General features: G+C 65.7%; 14 protein-coding genes. 4 read left to right on the top strand and 10 right to left on the bottom strand.

The window, feature by feature from the left end; all coding sequences use genetic code 11:
* From IRZ12_RS01415 to rpsB, 6 genes are all read right to left on the bottom strand, one after another.
* Positions 1 to 666, bottom strand: a 666-nt coding sequence (locus tag IRZ12_RS01415; protein WP_296463325.1) for a phosphatidate cytidylyltransferase, incomplete at its 3' end; no start/stop codon positions are given.
* A 5-nt stretch (positions 667 to 671) separates the two neighbouring features.
* Positions 672 to 1,466, bottom strand: a complete 795-nt coding sequence (gene uppS / locus IRZ12_RS01410; protein ID WP_296463323.1) for a polyprenyl diphosphate synthase — start codon at positions 1,464 to 1,466, stop codon at positions 672 to 674.
* A 79-nt stretch (positions 1,467 to 1,545) separates the two neighbouring features.
* Positions 1,546 to 2,106 (bottom strand): ribosome recycling factor, encoded by a 561-nt coding sequence (frr, locus tag IRZ12_RS01405; RefSeq protein ID WP_296463320.1) that lies wholly within the window; start codon positions 2,104 to 2,106, stop codon positions 1,546 to 1,548.
* A gap of 26 nt (positions 2,107 to 2,132) precedes the next feature.
* Complete coding sequence (gene pyrH / locus IRZ12_RS01400) at positions 2,133 to 2,876, bottom strand: UMP kinase (protein ID WP_296463317.1); 744 nt, start codon at positions 2,874 to 2,876, stop codon at positions 2,133 to 2,135.
* 323 nt (positions 2,877 to 3,199) lie between these two features.
* Positions 3,200 to 4,081 (bottom strand): translation elongation factor Ts, encoded by an 882-nt coding sequence (gene tsf, locus IRZ12_RS01395; RefSeq protein ID WP_296463314.1) that lies wholly within the window; start codon positions 4,079 to 4,081, stop codon positions 3,200 to 3,202.
* Between the two features lie 138 nt (positions 4,082 to 4,219).
* A complete protein-coding gene (rpsB, locus tag IRZ12_RS01390) occupies positions 4,220 to 4,966 on the bottom strand; it encodes a 30S ribosomal protein S2 (RefSeq protein WP_296463312.1) in 747 nt (248 codons plus the stop codon).
* A 478-nt stretch (positions 4,967 to 5,444) separates the two neighbouring features.
* Here rpsB and map point away from each other — a divergent pair, with 478 nt between their 5' ends.
* The 4 genes from map to gstA all read left to right on the top strand — a co-directional run bounded on the left by map (position 5,445) and on the right by gstA (position 12,306).
* Positions 5,445 to 6,257, top strand: coding sequence for a type I methionyl aminopeptidase (gene map, locus IRZ12_RS01385; protein ID WP_296463309.1), 813 nt, complete (start codon positions 5,445 to 5,447; stop codon positions 6,255 to 6,257).
* Between the two features lie 23 nt (positions 6,258 to 6,280).
* The gene (locus IRZ12_RS01380) at positions 6,281 to 8,878 is read left to right on the top strand and encodes a [protein-PII] uridylyltransferase (RefSeq protein ID WP_296463308.1); all 2,598 of its coding nucleotides are present in this window, start codon (positions 6,281 to 6,283) and stop codon (positions 8,876 to 8,878) included.
* A gap of 203 nt (positions 8,879 to 9,081) precedes the next feature.
* The gene (locus IRZ12_RS01375) at positions 9,082 to 11,610 is read left to right on the top strand and encodes a glycogen/starch/alpha-glucan phosphorylase (RefSeq protein WP_296463307.1); all 2,529 of its coding nucleotides are present in this window, start codon (positions 9,082 to 9,084) and stop codon (positions 11,608 to 11,610) included.
* A 90-nt stretch (positions 11,611 to 11,700) separates the two neighbouring features.
* Entirely contained in the window at positions 11,701 to 12,306 is a 606-nt protein-coding gene (gstA, locus tag IRZ12_RS01370) for a glutathione transferase GstA (RefSeq protein WP_296463305.1), read from the top strand.
* Positions 12,307 to 12,339: 33 nt separating this feature from the next.
* On the opposite strand, the gene IRZ12_RS01365 is transcribed toward gstA, so the two are convergent.
* Genes IRZ12_RS01365 through smc form a run of 4 tightly spaced genes read right to left on the bottom strand, consistent with a single transcriptional unit; the run spans position 12,340 to position 19,894 of the window.
* Complete coding sequence (locus IRZ12_RS01365; RefSeq protein WP_296463303.1) at positions 12,340 to 13,104, bottom strand: S-methyl-5'-thioinosine phosphorylase; 765 nt, start codon at positions 13,102 to 13,104, stop codon at positions 12,340 to 12,342.
* 33 nt (positions 13,105 to 13,137) lie between these two features.
* On the bottom strand, positions 13,138 to 15,198 hold the full coding sequence (gene ligA / locus IRZ12_RS01360; RefSeq protein WP_296463301.1) for an NAD-dependent DNA ligase LigA: 2,061 nt from the start codon (positions 15,196 to 15,198) through the stop codon (positions 13,138 to 13,140).
* A 19-nt stretch (positions 15,199 to 15,217) separates the two neighbouring features.
* Complete coding sequence (locus tag IRZ12_RS01355) at positions 15,218 to 16,306, bottom strand: cell division protein ZipA C-terminal FtsZ-binding domain-containing protein (RefSeq protein WP_296463298.1); 1,089 nt, start codon at positions 16,304 to 16,306, stop codon at positions 15,218 to 15,220.
* Positions 16,307 to 16,363: 57 nt separating this feature from the next.
* The gene (gene smc / locus IRZ12_RS01350) at positions 16,364 to 19,894 is read right to left on the bottom strand and encodes a chromosome segregation protein SMC (protein WP_296463296.1); all 3,531 of its coding nucleotides are present in this window, start codon (positions 19,892 to 19,894) and stop codon (positions 16,364 to 16,366) included.
* Positions 19,895 to 20,136: the final 242 nt, after the last annotated feature.

Genomic DNA, 20,136 nt, shown 5'->3' with positions numbered 1-20,136 from the left:
CCACCCCCAGCGCGCCACCAGTGCCGCCCCGAAGGTGCCGGGAAAGACGGCGCAGGCCAACACGAACCCCACGGCGCACACGATTCCGCCGACCGCTCCCTCGCGGGTCTTGCCCGGGCTGATATGGGGCGCCAGCTTGTGCTTGCCGAGCGCTCGCCCGACGAAATAGGCAGCGATGTCGGCCACCCACACCAGCGCCATGAGGGTCAACAGGAACACGACGCCGCGCCCGAAAGCCGTGGCCAAGGCTGACCAGGCCGCCAGCAGGGCGAACGGCGCCAGCGCCGTGAGCCACGGGTTCCGGGGCTCGGCCTGCGCGTTGGCGCGAAACAGCATGGGCACCAGCACGAAAACCCAGACTAGGGAAACCGCGACCCAAAGCCCGATCCAGGCAGCCCCGCCGGCATCGGCGGTGAGATCGCCGCCACCGCCGAGCCCGCGCCAGGCAGCCAACGCCGTGCCGAGCGCTGCGCCGGCCAGGATCGCCGGCACGCAGGGGCCAGCGGCCTCCCCCCGGCGGGCAAGCGTGAGCCGCCACCATTCCCACAAGGCGCAGCCCACGAACAGCGCCATGAGCAGCTCGAAGGGCCGTGGGTCGGAAAGCGACAGCGCGCCAACCAGGATGAGCAGCAGGACGGCGGCGGTGGCGATGCGTTGTCCGAGCATGAAGGTCAGCCGTTGCCGTTCGGCGTGGACGTCGTCGCGGCGGCCTCGGGCGCACGCACCTGCGCGCTGGTGCGCCCGAAACGGCGTTCGCGGTTGCGATAGGACTTGCAGGCCAAATCGAGCTGTTCGGCGTCGAAGTCGGGCCAGTAGCAGTCGGTGAAATAGAGCTCCGTATACGCGAGCTGCCAGATCAGGAAGTTGGAGATCCGCTGCTCGCCGCCCGTGCGGATGAACAGGTCGGGTTCGGGCGCATAGGACATCGACAGATACGGCGTCAACGCCGCTTCGTCGATGCGCTCCGGGTGCTGCGCCAACTCGGGGCGTTCCGTGATCAGCCGGCGCATGGCTTGGAGGATATCCCAGCGGCCGCCGTAGTTGGCGGCGATGGTCAGCGTCAGGCGGTCGTTGTCGCGCGTGCGCGCCTCGGCATCGGCAATGAGCTCCTGCAGGCGCGGCTCGAACACGCTGGTGTCGCCCACGACCTTCAGCCGGATGCCGTTGCGCGCGAGGCGGGTCACCTCCCGCTCGAGCGCATGCACGAACAAGTGCATCAGCAGGGACACTTCGTCCGCCGGACGGCGCCAATTCTCGGAACTGAAGGCGAACAGCGTGAGGAACTCGACCCCCCGGACGGCGCAGGCTTCCACCACGGCGCGGACCGCATCGACGCCTTTCTTATGACCGGCCACGCGCGGGAGAAAGCGCTGGGTCGCCCAGCGCCCATTGCCGTCCATAATGATTGCCACGTGCCTAGGCACGGCGTCGGTATGAGGAACGCCGAGGGTGGAACTTAGGACCATATAAGCTCCGTAGGCCGCCTGCGGGCCCTCTGATCGGATAATGGAAAGCCCGGGGGGCGGCGGTTGAACATGGGCGGCATTAAACCGTCATGATCTCCGCTTCTTTCTGCGCCACCAGCTTATCAATTTCGGCCACGAAACGGTCGGTCAGCTTCTGGACGTCGTCTTGCGAACGGCGCTCTTCGTCTTCGGAGATGGCCTTTTCCTTGACCAGCCGCTTGAGCTGCTCATTGGCATCGCGCCGCAGGTTGCGCACCGCAACCTTGGCATCCTCGCCTTCGGCCTTGACCACCTTGGTCAGCTCGCGGCGGCGCTCTTCCGTAAGCGGCGGCATCGGCACGCGGATCAGCTCACCCATGGACTGCGGATTCAGGCCGAGGTCGGATTCGCGGATCGCTTTTTCGACCACCGCGGCCATCTTCTTTTCCCAGGGCTGGACGCTGAGGGTGCGGGCGTCCAGCACGCTCACGCTGGCGACTTGGCTCAGCGGCACCATGGAACCGTAATACTCGACCTGGATGTGGTCCAGGATGCCGGCATGGGCACGGCCCGTGCGGATCTTCGCCAGACTGGCCTTGAGAGTCTCGATGGACTTGCCCATCTTCGTCTCGGCGGTTTTCTTGACGTCGGAAGCGCTCATTGCGGTCTCCTAAATGCGAATATCGATCAAACGTGAACCAGCGTGCCCTCGTCGTCGCCGGAAACGACGCGCCGCAAGGCGCCGGGCTTGTTGATCGAAAATACCTTGATCGGCAGCTTCTGGTCTCGGCACAGGGCGAACGCCGTGGCGTCCATCACCTCCAGCCGGCGGACGATGGCTTCGTCGAAGCTGATGCGGCTGTAACGGGTGGCGGTGGGATCCTTCTTGGGATCCGCCGTGTAGATGCCGTCGACCTTGGTTGCCTTCAATACGATCTCGGCACCGATCTCGGCGCCGCGCAGGGCGGCCGCCGTATCGGTGGTGAAAAACGGATTCCCCGTGCCGGCCGCGAAGATGACGACCTTGCCCTCTTCGAGGTAACGCAGGGCCTTGGGGCGGATATAAGGCTCGACCACCTGCTCGATAGTGAGCGCAGACTGGACGCGTGCGTCCACGCCGCGGCGCTTGAGCGCATCCTGTAGCGCCAGCGAATTCATGATGGTGGCCATCATGCCCATGTAATCTGCCGTGGCGCGGTCCATGCCTTGGGCGCCGGGCGCGACGCCGCGGAAAATATTGCCGCCGCCGATCACGATCGCCAGTTCCACGCCCAGGCCGGCCACTTCGGCGATTTCTTCCACCATGCGGCCGATGGTCGTGCGGTTGATACCAAACGCATCGTCGCCCATGAGGGCTTCGCCCGACAGCTTGAGCAGTACACGCCTGTACGCCCCCGTTCTTGCTTCAGATGCGTTTATTTCTACCGTCATACATGCTCCCGCGCAATCGGCCTATCAGGCATTCCAGCCCCTGCTCGCACATCGGCGAACGCCCCGGCAAGGGGCGGAGGAAGCCCGGGGCGCCCGGCATTCCTCTTGATGCGAAACCGTCCGCCTACCGCGACGGACGGGAACTGCCGCCAGCGGCCGCACGACGCCTCTGGGGCGCGCTGGATTGGAACCATCCCCGCGCCTCGAACTGCGACGCCCGAAACTCGCTGGCCCGGAACGGAACAGATGCCTTCCGCTCCCCAAGCCGGCCCCGGCCGGCAGGCACTTGCGCCTATGCTAGCCGGGACGGACAGGCCAAGAAATCAGCCCTTGGCCGCAGCGGCCTGGGCCGCCACTTCGGCGGCGAAGTCGGTGACCTTCTTCTCGATGCCTTCGCCGACGACGTACAGCACGAACTGGTGAACCGTCGTGTTCTTGGCCTTGAGCACCTGCTGCACCGTTTGCTTGTCGTCTTTGACGAACGGCTGCGACAACAGCGTAACCTCTTTCAGGTACTTCTGGATCGAGCCTTCGACCATCTTGGCAACGATCTCGGCAGGCTTGCCGGACTCGGCCGCCTTCTGTTCGGCCACCGAGCGCTCGCGCTGGATGTCTTCCTGCGACACGCCCGAAGCGTCGAGCGCCTTGGGCTTGGTCGCCGCCACGTGCATGGCGATGTCCTTGCCCAGGACGTCGTCGCCGCTGTACTCGACCAGCACGCCGATGCGGCCGCCGTGCACGTACTGGGCCAGCTTGTTCTCGGTGACGATGCGCGTGAAGCGGCGGATGCTGATGTTCTCGCCGATCTTGCCCACCAGGCCGGTGCGCACGCTTTCCACCGTGCCGTCGCGGAACGGCAGTTCCGCCAGCGCGGCGACGTCGGCAGGCGCGGCCTTGGCGATCAGCTCGGCGACTTCGTTGGTGAAGCGCACGAAGTCGTCATTCTTGGCCACGAAGTCGGTTTCGCTGTTGACCTCGAGGGCAACGCCGGTCTTGGCGTCGTCGGTCACGTACAGCGCAACCAGCCCCTCGGCCGTGACGCGGGCGGCGGCTTTGCTGGCCTTGCTGCCCAGCTTGACGCGCAGGATTTCCTCGGCTTTCGCCATATCGCCGTCGGCCTCGGTCAGCGCCTTCTTGCACTCCATCATGGGGGCGTCGGTCTTCTCGCGCAGTTCCTTGACCATTGCTGCGGTAATTGCGGCCATGATTACTCCTGACTTTTTCCGCCGCCGGAGCGCGGCGAAAATTAATGGTTTGACTAAAAAGAAGGGGCGCTAGGCCCCTTCAGACAATCGGCAGAGGGGGGAAGAAGCCCACCCCCTAGGCGCTACGCGCAGGGAAGATCAAGACTCCTCGACTTCCACGAACTCGTCGTCGCCTTCGGACACCGCATCGACCACGCCTTGCAGGGCCTGCTCGCGACCTTCCAGCACAGCGTCGGCGACGCCGCGCGCGTACAGGGCGATCGCCTTGGACGAATCGTCGTTGCCGGGGATGACGTGGGCCACGCCATCGGGCGAGTGGTTGGTGTCGACCACGCCGACAACGGGAATGTTAAGCGCTTTGGCTTCGCTGACGGCAATTTTGTGATAGCCGACGTCGATGATGAAGATCGCGTCCGGCAGGCCGTTCATGTCCTTGATGCCGCCGATGGACTTGTTCAGCTTTTCGAGCTCACGCTGGAACATCAGCGCTTCTTTCTTGCTCATGCGCTCGAGGGCGCCTTCGGCCTGCATGGCCTCCATGTCCTTCAGGCGCTTGATGGAGGTCTTGACCGTCTTGAAGTTGGTCAACATGCCACCGAGCCAACGGCTGTCCACGTAAGGCATGCCGCAACGCTGGGCTTCCTCGGCGATGATTTCGCGAGCAGCGCGCTTGGTGCTGACGAACAGGATGGTGCCGTTGCGGGCAGCCAGCTGGCGCACGAACTTGAGCGCCTCCTGGTACATGACCAGCGTCTTCTCGAGGTTGATGATGTGGATTTTGTTCCGATGGCCGAAGATGTAGGGGGCCATCTTGGGGTTCCAGAAGCGGGTTTGATGGCCGAAGTGGACACCGGCTTCCAGCATTTCGCGCATGCTAACGGACATATTGACTCCGAGGGTTAGGTCTTGCACCGCATCAGCACCCGGCGAACATTCCGCCCGGCACCCTGGACGACACGGCGCGCTGTTGATAAAACTTGCCTCAGCAGCCTGCTGGGTGACCTACGCGGCCAACCGGCCAACACCTCGGCCAACACCTATGAGGCGCCAAAGCAAGGCTTCCAAAATCAAAGAAAGCCTATAATTCTACTATTTTCCGACCCACCTGCTCAAGCCAGGGCACCACGCCCGCACCGCGGCCACCCGGCATACGCCACCCAACGGTTACAAATCGATGCAAAGATCGGCGCCGGGCCGGCGCCTTTCCCACGGTTTCTCACGATGCCGGCGCCGCGGCCAAGAGCGCTATGATGACACCACGGTGAATGAGCTTGGCCGCCGATTCGACCGTCGTCGACGGCTCGGGGCCGCCTCCCCGCCTCCCACCGGGAAGGTTGCCGCACCGCAACAAACCTGAGAGAGCATGAGTATCACCATCAAGACAGCCGAGGAAATCGAAAAAATGCGTGCGGCCTGCCAGGATGCCGCCAAAGTCCTCGATTTCATCGCTCCGTACGTCAAGCCCGGCGTCACCACCGGGGAACTGGACCGATTGTGCCTGGAATACATGACGGACGTGCTGCACGTCAAATCCGCCACCATCGGCTATGCCCCGCCGGGCTACCCGCCCTTCACCGGCGCGATCTGCACCTCGGTCAACCATCAAGTCTGCCACGGGATTCCCGGGAACAAGGTCCTCAAGAATGGGGACTCCCTCAACATCGACGTCACCATCATCAAAGACGGCTGGCACGGCGACACGAGCCGGATGTTCTTCGTAGGCGAGCCCTCCCTCCTCGCCCGCCGGCTATCCGAGGTCACGTATGAGTGCATGTGGCTGGGCATCGAGCAGGTCAAGCCCGGCGCCCACCTGGGAGACATCGGCCACGCCATCCAGAAGCACGCGGAGAAGCACGGTTACAGCGTGGTCCGGGAATTCTGCGGCCATGGCATAGGCAAGGTGTTCCATGAGGATCCGCAGGTCCTGCACTATGGCAAGCCCGGCACGGGCGTCGAGTTGCAAGCCGGCATGATCTTCACCATCGAACCCATGATCAACGCCGGCCGGCGGGAAATCCGCGAGCTGGCCGATGGCTGGACGATCGTGACGCGCGACCACAGCCTTTCGGCGCAATGGGAGCACACCGTGCTGGTGACGGACACCGGTTACGAGATCCTGACCGTCTCGCCCGGCATGCCGGCCCCGCCCGCCTTCGTCACCGCCCAAGCGGCCTGATACGCCCACTTCCGCCAGCGACCATGTCTACCGCTCAGCTGACTTCGCCCGCCATGGACGGGCTCCAGGACCTGCGCAACGCCATGCGCGCGGCGCGCGAACGCGCCATCGCCAACTATCGCGCCAACCTGCGCCCGGACGCCCTGCTAACGGAATTGCGGCGGATCGTCGACCGCACCCTGGTGGCCCTGCTCGAGCGTCATCCCCTGCCCGAGGGTGCCGCGCTGGCGGCCGTGGGCGGCTACGGCCGCGGGGAGCTCTACCCCCATTCCGATGTTGACGTGCTGATCCTGCTGCGCCAGGCGCCGACGGAGGAAGACGAGGCGCGCATCGGCGCGTTGATCACCGCGCTGTGGGACATCGGGCTGGAACCCGGGCACAGCGCGCGCACCGTCGATGAGTGCATGGCGGAAGCGGACAAGGACATCACCGTGGAAACGGCGCTCTTGGAAGCCCGCTTCTTGGCGGGTAGCCGGGCCCTGATGCGGCAGTTCGAAGCGGCCATGCGCAAGCGGCTGGACAAATGCGCCTTCTTCCATGACAAGCAGCTGGAGATGCAGCAGCGGCATACCAAGTACCACGATACGCCGTATGCCCTCGAGCCCAACTGCAAGGAATCGCCCGGCGGGCTGCGCGACTTGCAGGTCATCCTGTGGATGGCCCGCGCCGCCGGCTTCGGCAAGACCTGGAACCAGGTCGCGCGCGCCGGGCTGCTTACCGCTGACGAGGCGCGCCACCTGCGCCGTGCCGAACAAGCCTTCAAACGCCTGCGGATCGAGCTGCACCTACTCACCGGCCGGCGAGAAGACCGGCTGGTATTCGACGTCCAGCCTGCGATGGCCAAGGTGTATGGCATCCCCGAGGGCGGCACCCGCCGGCCCAGCGAAGTCCTGATGCAGCGCTATTACTGGGCCGCCAAGCTGGTCACGCAGCTCAACACCATCCTTGTCCAGAACCTCGAGGAGCGCCTGTTCCCGCGCGAGGGCGAGGAGGCCCAGCCCATCGACGAGGACTTCCGCATCGTGCGCGAGCGGCTAGACATGTACCGCGACGACGCCTTCGAACGCAATCCCACGCTGCTGCTGCGCGCCTTCCTGGTCATGCAGCAGCATGCGGAGCTCAAGGGGATGTCGGCGAGGATGCTGCGCGCCATCTGGCACGCCCGGCGGCGCATCGACGCCCAGTTCCGCCGCAACCCGGTCAACCGGCACTTGTTCCTGTCCATCCTGCAGCAACCGCGGGGCATCGTGCACGAACTGCGGCGCATGAACGACCTCAGCATCCTGCCTCGCTACCTGCTTCCCTTCCGCCGCATCGTCGGGCAGATGCAGCACGACCTCTTCCACGCCTACACCGTGGACCAGCACATCCTGATGGTGGTGCGCAACCTGCGCCGCTTCACGATGCCGGAACACGCGCACGAATACCCCTTCTGCAGCCAGCTCATCGCCAACTTCGACCGCCATTGGATCCTGTATGCGGCCGCCCTCTTCCACGACATCGCCAAGGGGCGCGGGGGCGACCACTCCGAACTGGGCGCGGTCGAAGCGCGGAAGTTCGCGCGCGAGCACGGCCTGGAGAAATCCGATGCGGAATTGCTGGAGTTCCTGGTCCGCCATCACCTGACGCTTTCCTCGGTGGCCCAGAAGAAAGACCTCAGCGACCCGCGCGTCATCCAAGACTTCGCCCAGCTCGTGGGAGACACGCGCCGCCTCACGGCGCTCTACCTGCTCACCGTGGCGGACATCCGCGGCACCAGCCCCAAGGTCTGGAATGCCTGGAAAGGCAAGCTGCTCGAAGACCTGTACTTGAAAACCCGGCAGGCGCTCGGCGGCGAGGTGCCGGACCCGGGTGCGGTGCTGGAGAAGCGCAAGGAAGAGGCGCTGGGGGCGCTGCGGCTCGCCGGCCTCACGGAAGATGCGCACCAAGCCCTCTGGAAGCAGCTGGACGTGGCCTATTTCCTGCGCCACGAAGCCCAGGACATCGCCTGGCAGACCCGCCACCTGTACAACAAGGTCAACAGCGAAACGCCTGTCGTGCGGGCGCGCGTGGCAACCATAGGCGAAGGCCTGCAGGTCATGGTCTACGTCAAAGACCAGCCCGATCTTTTCGCGCGCATGTGCGGCTACTTCGACGAACGCCGGCTCAGCATCCAGGACGCCCGGATTTATACGACCCGCCACGGCTGGGCCTTGGACAGCTTCATCCTGCTGGCCCCGGGCACGCCCAGCGAGCAGCGCGCGCTGCTTAGCTTGGTCGAACACGAACTGGCCGAAAGGCTGGCCGCGCCGGCGGGCGGCCCGACTTCGGCCACCCAGGCCGTTCCGCTCGGGCCCCGGCAGTCGCGCCAGTCGCGGATGTTCCCCATTACGCCGACCATCGAACTACAGCCTGACGAGCGCGGCCAGTCGTGGATATTGAGCGTCACCGCCTCGGACCGCACCGGCCTGCTGCACGCCATCGCCCGGACCTTCGCCAAGCACGGCATCAACCTGAGGACGGCGAAGGTGATGACCCTGGGCGAGCGCGTCGAAGACACCTTCTTGATCGACGGATCCGCCCTAGACAACTCGCGCAGCCAGATCCAGTTCGAACAGGACCTGCTCGAGGCGCTGAAGTAGCCAATCGTATGCCGCCGCACACAGGCCACACAGGCTTAACGAATTGAAAATGCGGCTTGCGCGATGCGCTGCTCGATAGCAACAATAGGCTTGCATTGCCCGGCGCGGTGGCCCCGAGGGGCCGCCGCGGCACTTCGCCCGCGCTCCGGCGCTAGGCGGCATGCCCCGCGCCGCGGAGCGCCGCAACAATGGGAGCCCAGCACGTGTCCGCATCCGCACCGCAATCGCCCCCCGACGACGATCGGACTTCCTTTTCCAAAGAAAGCCTCAAGCGCGCCTTTTTCGACCACCTGTTCTACACGATAGGCAAGTTTCCCAAGATCTCGGGCAAGAACGACTTTTACGTCGCCCTGGCCCACACCATACGGGACCGCAGCCTGCACCGCTGGATCAGCAGCACGGCGCAGTACAACCGAACGGCGCCGCGCATGGTGGCTTATCTGTCGGCAGAGTTCCTGATGGGCCCGCACCTGGGCAACCACCTCATCAACCTCGGCTTGGCCGACCGCGTGCGCGAGGCGCTCGAGGAGCTGGAACTCGACTACAACGAGATCCTGCGCCAGGAAGAAGAGCCGGGACTGGGCAACGGCGGCCTGGGCCGGCTGGCCGCGTGCTTCCTGGATTCGCTGGCGACCCAGCAGATCCCGGCGTTCGGCTACGGGATTCGCTACGAGTACGGCATTTTCTTCCAAGCCATCATCGACGGCTGGCAGGTCGAAAAGACCGACAAATGGCTGCGCTATGGCAACCCTTGGGAGATCCAGCGCGCCGAATGGGCGGTGGAGATCAAATTGGGAGGCCATACCGAGCAATACACCGACGACGCCGGCCATTTCCGCGTCCGCTGGGTGCCCGAGAAAACCGTGGTCGGCGTCCCGTACGATTCGCCCATCCCGGGCTACCACGTCAACACCACCAATACCCTGCGGCTATGGCGCGCGGAGGCAACGGAATCGTTCGATTTCTCCGTATTCAACCGGGGGGACTACCTGGGCGCCGTCAGCAAGAAGGTCACGTCCGAAAACCTGACCAAGGTGCTCTACCCCAACGACGAAACCACGCAGGGCAAGGAACTGCGGCTGGAGCAGCAATACTTCTTCGTGTCGTGTTCGTTGCAAGACATGATCCGCATCCACCTCGTGCGCGGCGGCTCGATCACGACCTTCCACGAGAAATTCGCCATCCAGCTCAACGACACCCATCCCGCCATCGCCATCGCCGAACTCATGCGGCTGCTGGTCGACGAGCACCTGCTGCCTTGGGAGCAAGCCTGGAACATCACCACGCGCACCTTTTCCTACACCAACCATACCCTGCTGCCGGAGGCCCTGGAACGCTGGCCCTTGCCGCTATTCCAGCGCATCCTGCCGCGCCACCTGGAAATCATCTACGAGATCAATGCGCGCTTCCTCAATGACGTGCGCATTCACTTCCTGGGGGATGAATCGCGCATCGCGCGGCTCTCGCTGATCGACGAGACTGGCGAGCGCTACGTGCGCATGGCGCACCTGGCCTGCGTGGGCAGCCATGCCATCAACGGCGTCGCGGAACTGCATTCGGAACTGCTCAAGAAAGGCGTGCTCAAGGACTTCTACGAGATGTGGCCGGAGAAGTTCCATAACATCACCAACGGCGTGACGCCCCGCCGCTGGCTCGTGCTGAGCAACCCGCGGCTGACGGAGCTGGTGACCCGCACCATCGGCGACGCCTGGGTGACGGACCTCCCGCGCATCCGGCAGATCGAAAATCACATCGACGATGAGTCGTTCCGCCAAGCGTGGCGTGCCGTCAAGCGGGCCAACAAGGCGGACCTTGCCGCGCTGATCCAGCGGCGGACGGGCGTGCAGGTCAACCCGGATTCCATGTTCGACGTGCTGGTCAAGCGCATCCACGAGTACAAGCGCCAGCACCTGGCCGTGCTGCACATCGTGACGCTATACCATCGCCTGAAGTCCGGGCGCGCGCGGGACCTGCAGCCGCGCACTTTCATCTTCGGTGGAAAAGCCGCGCCCGGTTACCACATGGCCAAATTGATGATCAAGCTCATTACTTCCGTGGGCGACGTCATCAATCACGATCCCGACGTACACGACCTGCTCAAGGTGGTCTTCATCCCCAACTTCAACGTCACGCTCGGCCAGTGCATCTACCCCGCCGCCGACCTCTCGGAACAGATTTCGCTGGCAGGCAAGGAGGCCTCCGGGACGGGCAACATGAAGTTTGCGATGAACGGCGCGTTGACCATCGGCACCATGGACGGGGCCAACATCGAACTGCGCGAGCAGGTCGGCCCGGAGAACTTTTTCCTGTTCGGGCATACCGCCGAAGAAGTGCAGGCGCTCCGGGACGCTGGCTACCAGCCCTCCGACTACTACCACAGCCACAGCGAGCTGCGCACCTGCATCGACCTGATCCGCAGCGGATTCTTTTCCCGCGGCGACGCCGGTCTATTCCGCCCGCTGGTGGACAACCTGCTGTACCACGATCCGTACATGCTGCTGGCCGACTACCAGTCTTACATCGAGTGCCAGGACCTGGTAGCGCAGGCCTACCGCGACACGGACGCCTGGACGCGCATGTCGATCCTGAATACGGCGCGCTCGGGCAAGTTCTCGTCGGACCGCAGCATACGGGAGTATGCAGAAAAGATTTGGAAAGTGGACCCGGTGCCGGTGGAGTTGTACGACGAATCCGAGCTCGAGGGGTCCTTGCGGCCACATGCCATGCGGTGAGGAAGCGCCGGGCCCGGTTGTGTCCGCGACACACACTTGCCGTGCGGCAGTGAGAGAATAGGCGCTTTCCACGAGGAGAACCACGACACCATGAAGCTCTACTACACGCCCGGCGCTTGCTCCCAAGCGCCACACATCACACTGCGCGAAGCCGGCATCGACTTCACCTGGGAGAAAGTCGACCTCAAGGCCAAGGTCACCGAGAGCGGCCAGGACTATCGCCAGATCAATCCCAAGGGCTACGTCCCCGCGCTGGAGGTGAGCCCCGGCGTGGTCATGACCGAGCTGGCCGTCCTGCTGCAATACCTCGCCGACCGCGTGCCCGAGCGCAAGCTGGCGCCGCCGCCCGCCAGCCCCGAGCGCTATGAGCTGCAAAGCTGGCTAGTCTTCATCTCCACCGAAATCCACAAAGGCTTCTCGCCGATGTTCAAGCCGATTTCTGACGACGCCAAGGAGGTCTTCAAGCAGATCCTGGCGACCCGGCTGGATTACGTCGAAAGCCAGCTGTCCAAGCGCGAATACCTGCTGCCCAGCGGCTTCTCGGTGGCCGACATCTACCTGTTCGTGACCACGGGCTGGGCGCCCCGCCTGAACATCGACCTCTCGCGCTGGCCGTCGATCGTCGCCTTCCGCGAGCGCATCGCCCAGCGTCCCGCCGTGCAGGCCGCCCTCAAGGCCGAAGGCCTGTTGAACTAATGCGGTAACCGCCGGCCCCGCCGGGCCGGCGTGCTAGGCTCCCCCGCTGGCCGAACAGCGGCCGCTCACCAGCTCTGCCAGGATGCGATGCACGTTTTTCATGCTGTCTTCGACCACCACGTGCATGCCTTCCACCGAAATCTGGTCCACGCTCGCCCCTTTGCCGGCGGCGTCGTTGGTAACCAGGCATAGTGCCGCATAGTCCAATTCCAGTTCGCGCGCCAGTGCCGCTTCCGGCATGCCGGTCATGCCGACCATGTCGCAGCCGTCGCGCGCCATGCGGCGGATCTCGGCGGCGGTTTCCAGGCGCGGCCCGGGCGTGCAGCCGTAGACACCGCCGTCGACCACCTCGATGCCGCAAGCCTGCGCCGCCGCGAGCAGGTCACGGCGCATGGCGGCCCCATAGGGCTGGGTCATGTCAACGTGGGTGACGGGCTGGTCTTCCCCGTCGAAGAAGGTACGCGGCCGGTCCGTGGTGTAGTCGATGATCTGGTCCGGCACGACGATCGCCCCCGCGGACAAATGGGGGGCGATGCCGCCCACCGTGGCGACGGACACGACGCGTCGCACGCCGACCTCGTGCAGCGCCCAGATATTCGCGCGATAGTTGATGCGATGGGGAGCCAGGGTATGGCCGTAGCCGTGGCGCGCCAGGAAGACGATTTCCGGCCCGCCATCGATGCGACCGTAGGTCAGCGCCCCCGAAGGTTCGCCGTAAGGGGTCCGCACGACCTGCCGACGCGTCACGACGAGCCCCGTCAGCTGGTAAAGCCCCGTTCCCCCGATGATTGCCTGCATGCTATACCTCTTGCGGGCGCTCCACCCGCTCTTTCACGACTGCAACAACGCTTTCAGGCCGTCTTCGTCGAGCACCGCGATGCCCAGCTCCTGCGCCTTGGCGAGCTTGCTGCCCGCATCGGCGCCGGCGACGACATAGTGCGTCCGCTTGGAAACCGAGCCCGTCACCTTGCCTCCGGCGGCGCGAATCAGCTCGGCGGCTTCCTCGCGCGTCATGGTCGGCAGCGTACCCGTGAGGACGAAAATCTTGCCTGCGATAGGGCCGGCCGTGCGATCGACCACGGCCTCGGTGCCCGGCGTGACGCCGTTGCGCAACAGCGCCTCCACGACCTCCCGGTTATGCGGCTCGGCAAAGAAGCGGTAGATGGAGGCGGCCACGACGGGCCCAACGTCGGGCACCGCGAGCAGTTCCGCTTCGCTGGCGTTCATCACCGCCTCCAGGCTTCCGAAATGGCGCGCCAGGTCGCGCGCCGTCGATTCCCCCACGTGCCGGATGCCGAGCGCGAACAGGAACCGCGCCAGCGGCGGCGTGCGGCTGGCACGGATGGCCTCGACCAAGTTGCGTGCCGACTTCTGGGCCATCCGGTCCAGCCCGGCCAATTCCTCTTCGGTCAAGGTATAGAGATCCGCCAACGTGCGCACGCGGCCGCGCTCGACCAGCTGGTCGATCAGCTTCTCGCCCAGGCCCTCGATGTCCAAGGCCCGCCGCTGGGCGGCATGCCACAGCGCCTGCTTGCGCTGCGCAGCACAAAAGAGGCCGCCCGTGCAGCGCGCAATGCTCTCGTCCTCCGGCCGCTCGATGGCCGACCCGCAGACGGGGCAATGCGTCGGCATGACGAACTTGCGCGCGTGGGGGGGCCGTTTGTCGAGCACCGGGGTGACGACCTCGGGGATCACGTCTCCGGCCCGCCGCACGACCACGGTGTCGCCGATGCGCACGTCTTTGCGCTCGATTTCATCCTCGTTGTGCAGCGTTGCGTTGGTGACGGTCACGCCGCCCACGAACACGGGCTTGAGCCGCGCCACGGGGGTGATCGCGCCGGTCCGCCCCACCTGGACCTCGATGTCAAGCAACTCGGTCGTAGCTTCTTCGGCCGCGAATTTATGGGCCACCGCAAAGCGCGGCGCGCGGGAGACGAAGCCCAGTCTGCGCTGCGACCCGATGGCGTTGACTTTGTACACCACCCCGTCGATGTCGTAAGGCAGCGAGGGGCGCAGCCCTTCCACGCGGCGATAGAACTCGAGGAGTCCCGCCGCACCCTTGGCGAGGCGCCGCTCGCGGTTGACCGGCAGGCCCAGTTCCTGCAACCAGTCCAGCATGCGCATGTGCGTATCGAACGGCGGCGCGTCGGCATCGGCCTGCCCGGCACCTGGCAGGCTGCCGCGTATCTCGCCCCAGCCATAGGCAAAGAACCGCAGCGGCCGCTTGGCGGTGATGCGAGGGTCCAGCTGGCGCAGGCTGCCTGCCGCGGCATTGCGGGGGTTGATGAAGACCTTCTCCCCCGCCTCCCGCTGCGCATCGTTGAGCCGCTCGAAGTCCTTGCGGAACAGCAAGACCTCGCCGCGCACTTCCAGCACTTCCGGCACCGGCCCCATGAGCGTCAGCGGAATCGAGCGTATCGTGCGGATGTTGGCCGTGATGTCCTCGCCGACCTGGCCGTCGCCCCGCGTGGCGGCACGCACGAACCGGCCCTGCTCATAGCGCAGGCTCACGGCCAGGCCGTCCAGTTTCAGCTCGCACGCATACTCGATTTCGGCGTCGGTCTCCAGCCCTTCCCGCACGCGCCTATCGAACGCGACGACGTCTTCCTCATCGAAGGCGTTGTTCAACGAGAGCATGGGCACGGCATGGCGCACCGTGCCGAAGGCGGCGAGCGGCGCGCCCCCCACGCGCTGGGTGGGGGAATCCGGCGTGGCCAGCAGCGGGAACTCTTGTTCGAGCTTGACCAGTTCCGCGAACAGCGCATCGTATTCGGCGTCGCTGATCAGCGGATCGTCGAGCACGTAGTAGCGGTGGTTGTGGAGGGCCAACTCCTGCCGCAGCTCGGCAGCGCGGCGCTTGGCCTCGTTTTCCCGGTCGATATCAGACGTCATCGAAGCCCCGGCACCCGCCTTAGCCGAATACCCGCAGCGCCCGCACCGAACCGGCCTTCAGGCCGGACTGCTCGAGCTTGGCGTACAACAGCTGCAGCTGCTTATCGATGGCCGCCTCTGCGCCGTCGGCAAGGGGACGACCGTTGTCGTCCACCACCGTGGCTTCGAGGCGGGCAGCCAACCCGCGGGCGACTTTCGCCATCTGGGTAAATGCGTGCTCGTGGGCGGGCGCCCGCGGCACGTCCAGGATCACGCTGAGCTGGCCGATGGTGGCCGGCCCGGCAGAACCCAGCGAGACGCCGTCGCTGCGGCCAAGCGTGAAGCGCACGGCACCGTCCTGGTCCACCCACGGCAACCGGCCGTCCTGGATGGACGAGAAGCCGGCCTCGCGCGCAGCCGTCAGCACATCCCCCGAAGACCAGCGGCGGCTGCTGGCGACCAAGGTCAAGCCCACCTGTGCGTCCAGCGCGGCGCAAACGGCGTCCAACTTATTGGCGCAATCGAGCACGGCCTGCGTGTCGGTGGCCTCCACCGTGCCGTCGAAGCGATCGGCCAACACCCGCGCGCGCGACAGAGCCTCGGCCCATTCGCCGGCCGTGAGCGGACCACTCCGGTTGGCGAGCAGCACGGCGACTTGCACCGACGCGTAGTTCTCGCCGTTGCGGATGGCGGCGCGATGCAGCCCGTCCGTGGTTTCGGCAAAGACGCGCAGCGGTTTCTGGCCGGCATGGCGTATGCCCTGGGTAAAAGCCGCGAGCTCCTCGCCAGGCACCGGCTCGAGGAACGAGACATCGATCACGGTTTCGCAGGCCTCGTCAACCTCTTCCTTGTCGTGATCCGCCGTGACGGATTCGGCCTGGGCCTCGATGCCGCCGACGACATTAGCATCGCCGTCCTGGCCGCCGGCCAGGCTGCCCAGGGCAGGCTCCCTGCGCGCGCCCGACGGCAGGCTGGGCTCTGCACCATGGAGCAAGGGATCCTTGCCGCTGCTGGCAAAACCGTCCTGGATCTGCTTGCGGGCACGGCGGTCCTGCCACCAATTCAGTCCAAGCACGACGACGATGGCCAAAACGCCTAGGGCGATGAGACCGATTTGTAGATCACTCATGAGTGTGTTCCCGATGACGGGCGTGATGGAAAAGATGCCTGCTGGGCCGGCGGCTCATCAGGCGGCCTCGGCGGCAAGCTGCATGGCCGAATCGATGTCGACCGCCACGATACGCGAAACGCCCTGCTCCTGCATGGTCACGCCCACTAGCTGGTGCGCCATTTCCATCGCGATCTTGTTGTGCGAGATGAAGAGGAACTGCGTCTGCTCGCTCATGCGGCGAACCAGATTGGCATAGCGCTCGGTATTGGCATCGTCCAGCGGTGCATCGACTTCGTCGAGCAGGCAGAACGGCGCCGGGTTGAGCTTGAACATCGCGAACACCAGCGCAGTCGCCGTCAAGGCCTTTTCACCACCGGATAGCAGGTGGATGGTGCTATTGCGCTTGCCTGGGGGCTGGGCCATGACCTGGACCCCCGCATCGAGGATTTCTTCGCCGGTCATCACCAGCTTGGCCTCCCCACCGCCGAACAGCGAGGGGAACAGTTCTCCAAAGTGGCGGTTGACGGTGTCGAACGTTTCCTGCAGCAATTGGCGGGTCTCTCGGTCGATCTTGCGGATCGCGTCTTCCAGCGTATCGATGGCCGCCTGCAGGTCGGCATGCTGGGAATCGAGATAGGTCTTGCGCTCGCGTGCGGCGTTCAATTCATCGAGCGCGGCCAGGTTGACCGCCCCCAGGGCATCGATCTCGCGCGAGAGGCGCTGCAGCTCCGATTGCAGCCACGACGGGCGCTGCCACTCCTTGGGAAGCGCGTCGAGCTGTTCGCCCAAGGCCGCCAGGTCCAGCTCCTCGCCTGCCAGCTGCTCGGCGTACTGCTCCTGGGCCAGCCGCGCGGCCTGCTCCTTGAGCTGCAGTTCGGTAATGCGGCTGCGCAGGGGTTCGAGCGAACGCTCCAGCGTCATGCGGCGCTCATCGGCCTCACGAAGCTGAGCGGCCAGCGTATCCATTTCGATGCGGGCGAGGTTGAGTACCTTCTCGCGCTCGCTGCGCAGTTCGAGCGCAGCCTGCAAGCCGGCCTGCGCCGCGGCGTCGTCCAGCACCTGCAGTTCCTGCTGCACCCGCTCGGCTTCGGCCGCCGCCCGCTGGCTTTGCTCGCTGGCGAGTTGCATGTTGCGGCGCAGCTCATCGATGCGGGCGCGCAGGCCGCGCTCGGCGAAACTGGCCTCCTGGGCGGCGCGTTCGAGCTCGCGCAGGCGCTCGCGCGCGCGCTGGACCTCGAGTTCGCGCTGCTCTTGCGCCATTTGCGCCTCTTCGAAGGCGGACTGTTTTTCGCCCAGTTCGGCATCCAGGGTCTCGAAGCGGGCTTCCGCCTCTTCCTTGCGGATGCGGATCTCTTCTTCCTGGGCTTCCAACTCCGCGCGCTCTTCCTGGATGCGGGCGGCACGTTCTTCCATCTGCGCCGCTTGTTGGGCGAGGCGGGTGTGCTCGAGCTGGATGGCATGCAGGCGTTGCGTGACCTCGGCCAGGCGCTGGCGCGAGGCGGGCAAGGCTTGGGCCACCTGCTGATAGGCGGCTTCGGCCCTCGCGGCAGCCGAGCGTGCCTCATCAGCGATGAGCTGCTGGGCCTTCACCTGGCGCTGGAGGTTCTCGATCTCCTGCTGGCGGGCCAGCATGCCGGCCTGCTCCGAATCGGGAGCGTAGAAACGCACGCAGTTCCGGCCAACGAGGTGGCCTTCCTTGACGACGAAATAGCCGCCCTCGGGCAATTGGGCACGCCCGGCCAGCGCCTGCGATGCGTCAGTGGCGACGTACACGTCGCGCAGCCAATCGTTCATCAGCGCGCGCAGGCCGGGATCGCTGATGCGCAGCAGCGAGGCCAGCGACGTGAGCGCGGCGGGGGCCGCCGCCGGCGCGGACGCGGGCGGCAACTGGTAGAAAGCGAGCCGGGCCGGCGGCGCGTCGTTGAAGAACGCCTTGGCCCAGTCGAGGTTGCTGACCTCCAGGGCGCCCAGGCGCTCGCGCAATACGGCTTCCAGCGCGGTTTCCCAGCCCTGCTCGATGTGCAGCTTTTGCCACAGGCGGCCAAGCTGGGTCAGTTCGTGCTTTTCCAGCCAGGGATGCAGCGCCCCCTGTTTCTGGACGTCTTGTTGGAGGCGCGTCAGGGCCGAGAGTCGCGCCTCGATCTGGGACACGGCAGCCGCTTCCTTCTGCGCCGTTTCCTGGGCCTGGCGGCGCGCGGCATCGACCACGGGCAGCTGTTCTTCCAGGGCCGAGAGCTCCTGCTGCGCCTGAGCGACGCGCTGCTCGGTATCGGCGAGGTCTCCGGTGAGCTGCTCCAGCCGCGCCGGATCGGGGCGCTGCAAATTGCGCTCCTCGGCTTCCAGCCGTTCCCGGCGCTGCGCCAGCGCCTGGAGCTGGCGATCGGCTTCGCGTTGCTCTTGGGCGGTCAGCGCAAGGTTTTGCTCCACCAGCGACAAGGCGCTGCGCAGCTCGGAAAGCCCCGCGGCCGCATCGCGAACCTTGGCTTCGATGTCAGGCAGCTGGGCCTGGGCCTCTTCGGCAACCACGCGCGCCTCTTCGGCGCGCGCCTCGCCCACGGCCAAGTCCTCCTCGGCCTGGGCGAGCTGCTCGCCCCCCGTCTCATGCTGCTCGCTCCACTGCGCGATCTGCTGCTGCAGCTGGGCCAGCTGGGCCTGCATGCGGTTGCGCGCCTCGACCACGTACTTGATTTCGGCCTCGAGCCGGCTCACCTCGGCGTTCGCCTCGTACAGGCTGCCCTGGGCGGCGTGCACGGCGTCGCTGGCGGCATAGTGCGCCTGGCGCGTGCCCTCGAGCTCGGCCTCGAGCTTGCGCAAATTCGCGGTCGCGCCTTCCAGGTCCGCCTGGGCCTGCTCGATGGCCAGCGCATATTGCGCCCGGTCGGCATCGGCTTCGCGCTTCTTGAGCAGCCAGAGGAACCGCTGCTTCTGCTCGCTCTCGGCCTGCAGGCTCTTGTAGCGCTGGGCGACCTCGGCCTGGGCTTCGAGTTTTTCGAGCTGCGTGGCCAGCTCGCGCAGGATGTCTTCCACGCGGGTCATGTTCTCCCGGGTGTCGGAGAGGCGGTTTTCGGTTTCCCGGCGCCGCTCCTTGTAACGCGACACCCCTGCGGCCTCTTCGAGGAATACCCGCAATTCTTCGGGGCGCGCCTCGATGATGCGGGAAATCATGCCCTGGCCGATGATGGCGTAGCCGCGGGCGCCGAGCCCGGTGCCCAGGAAGATGTCGTGGATGTCGCGGCGGCGAACCTGCTGGTTATTGATGAAATAGCTGCTCGTGCCGTCGCGGGTCAGTACCCGCTTGACGGCGATTTCGCTGTACTGGCTCCACTGGCCTGCGGCCCGCCCTTCGGAGTTGTCGAACACCAGCTCCACCGATGCGCGCGCCGCCGGCTTGCGGTTGACCGAGCCGTTGAAGATGACGTCCTGCATGGACTCGCCACGCAGTTCGGAGGCCTTGGATTCGCCCAGGACCCAGCGCACGGCATCGATGATGTTGGACTTTCCGCAGCCGTTGGGCCCCACCACCCCGACCAGCTGGCTCGGCACATGGATGGACGTCGGGTCGACGAACGACTTGAAACCTGCGAGTTTGATCTGGGTAAGTCGCACCGGGAAACAAAGCTTCGATTAAAAGGGGCTGGGAAAGGAATCGATAGACGACACCAAAACAGGCGGGCGAACGGGCCGGCGCCACCGCATGCCGGCCCTGGGCGCCGTGGCGGCTGCTATGCCTGGCCACCTGCGCCGCCCTGCCGGCAAGCGCGCGCATGGGACCGCGCGGGCGGCCGATTCAATGCTTCGTATAATACCAAAGGGGCATCGGCAGGATACGCGTGGCGCCGCCGCCGCGG

Source organism: Pigmentiphaga sp., assembly GCF_019689535.1.
Lineage (GTDB): Bacteria > Pseudomonadota > Gammaproteobacteria > Burkholderiales > Burkholderiaceae_B > Pigmentiphaga.
The sequence above is the reverse complement of the archived record's forward strand: the minus strand, read 5'-3'. Positions and strand labels throughout refer to the sequence as shown.

What these genes read in the sequence shown, in the direction of transcription:
- uppS (WP_296463323.1), bottom strand. Translation starts at nt 1,466, where the DNA reads ATGGTCCTAAGTTCCACCCTCGGCGTTCCTCATACCGACGCCGTGCCT.
- frr (WP_296463320.1), bottom strand. Translation starts at nt 2,106, where the DNA reads ATGAGCGCTTCCGACGTCAAGAAAACCGCCGAGACGAAGATGGGCAAG.
- pyrH (WP_296463317.1), bottom strand. Translation starts at nt 2,876, where the DNA reads ATGACGGTAGAAATAAACGCATCTGAAGCAAGAACGGGGGCGTACAGG.
- tsf (WP_296463314.1), bottom strand. Translation starts at nt 4,081, where the DNA reads ATGGCCGCAATTACCGCAGCAATGGTCAAGGAACTGCGCGAGAAGACC.
- rpsB (WP_296463312.1), bottom strand. Translation starts at nt 4,966, where the DNA reads ATGTCCGTTAGCATGCGCGAAATGCTGGAAGCCGGTGTCCACTTCGGC.
- map (WP_296463309.1), top strand. Translation starts at nt 5,445, where the DNA reads ATGAGTATCACCATCAAGACAGCCGAGGAAATCGAAAAAATGCGTGCG.
- IRZ12_RS01380 (WP_296463308.1), top strand. Translation starts at nt 6,281, where the DNA reads ATGTCTACCGCTCAGCTGACTTCGCCCGCCATGGACGGGCTCCAGGAC.
- gstA (WP_296463305.1), top strand. Translation starts at nt 11,701, where the DNA reads ATGAAGCTCTACTACACGCCCGGCGCTTGCTCCCAAGCGCCACACATC.
- IRZ12_RS01365 (WP_296463303.1), bottom strand. Translation starts at nt 13,104, where the DNA reads ATGCAGGCAATCATCGGGGGAACGGGGCTTTACCAGCTGACGGGGCTC.
- ligA (WP_296463301.1), bottom strand. Translation starts at nt 15,198, where the DNA reads ATGACGTCTGATATCGACCGGGAAAACGAGGCCAAGCGCCGCGCTGCC.
- IRZ12_RS01355 (WP_296463298.1), bottom strand. Translation starts at nt 16,306, where the DNA reads ATGAGTGATCTACAAATCGGTCTCATCGCCCTAGGCGTTTTGGCCATC.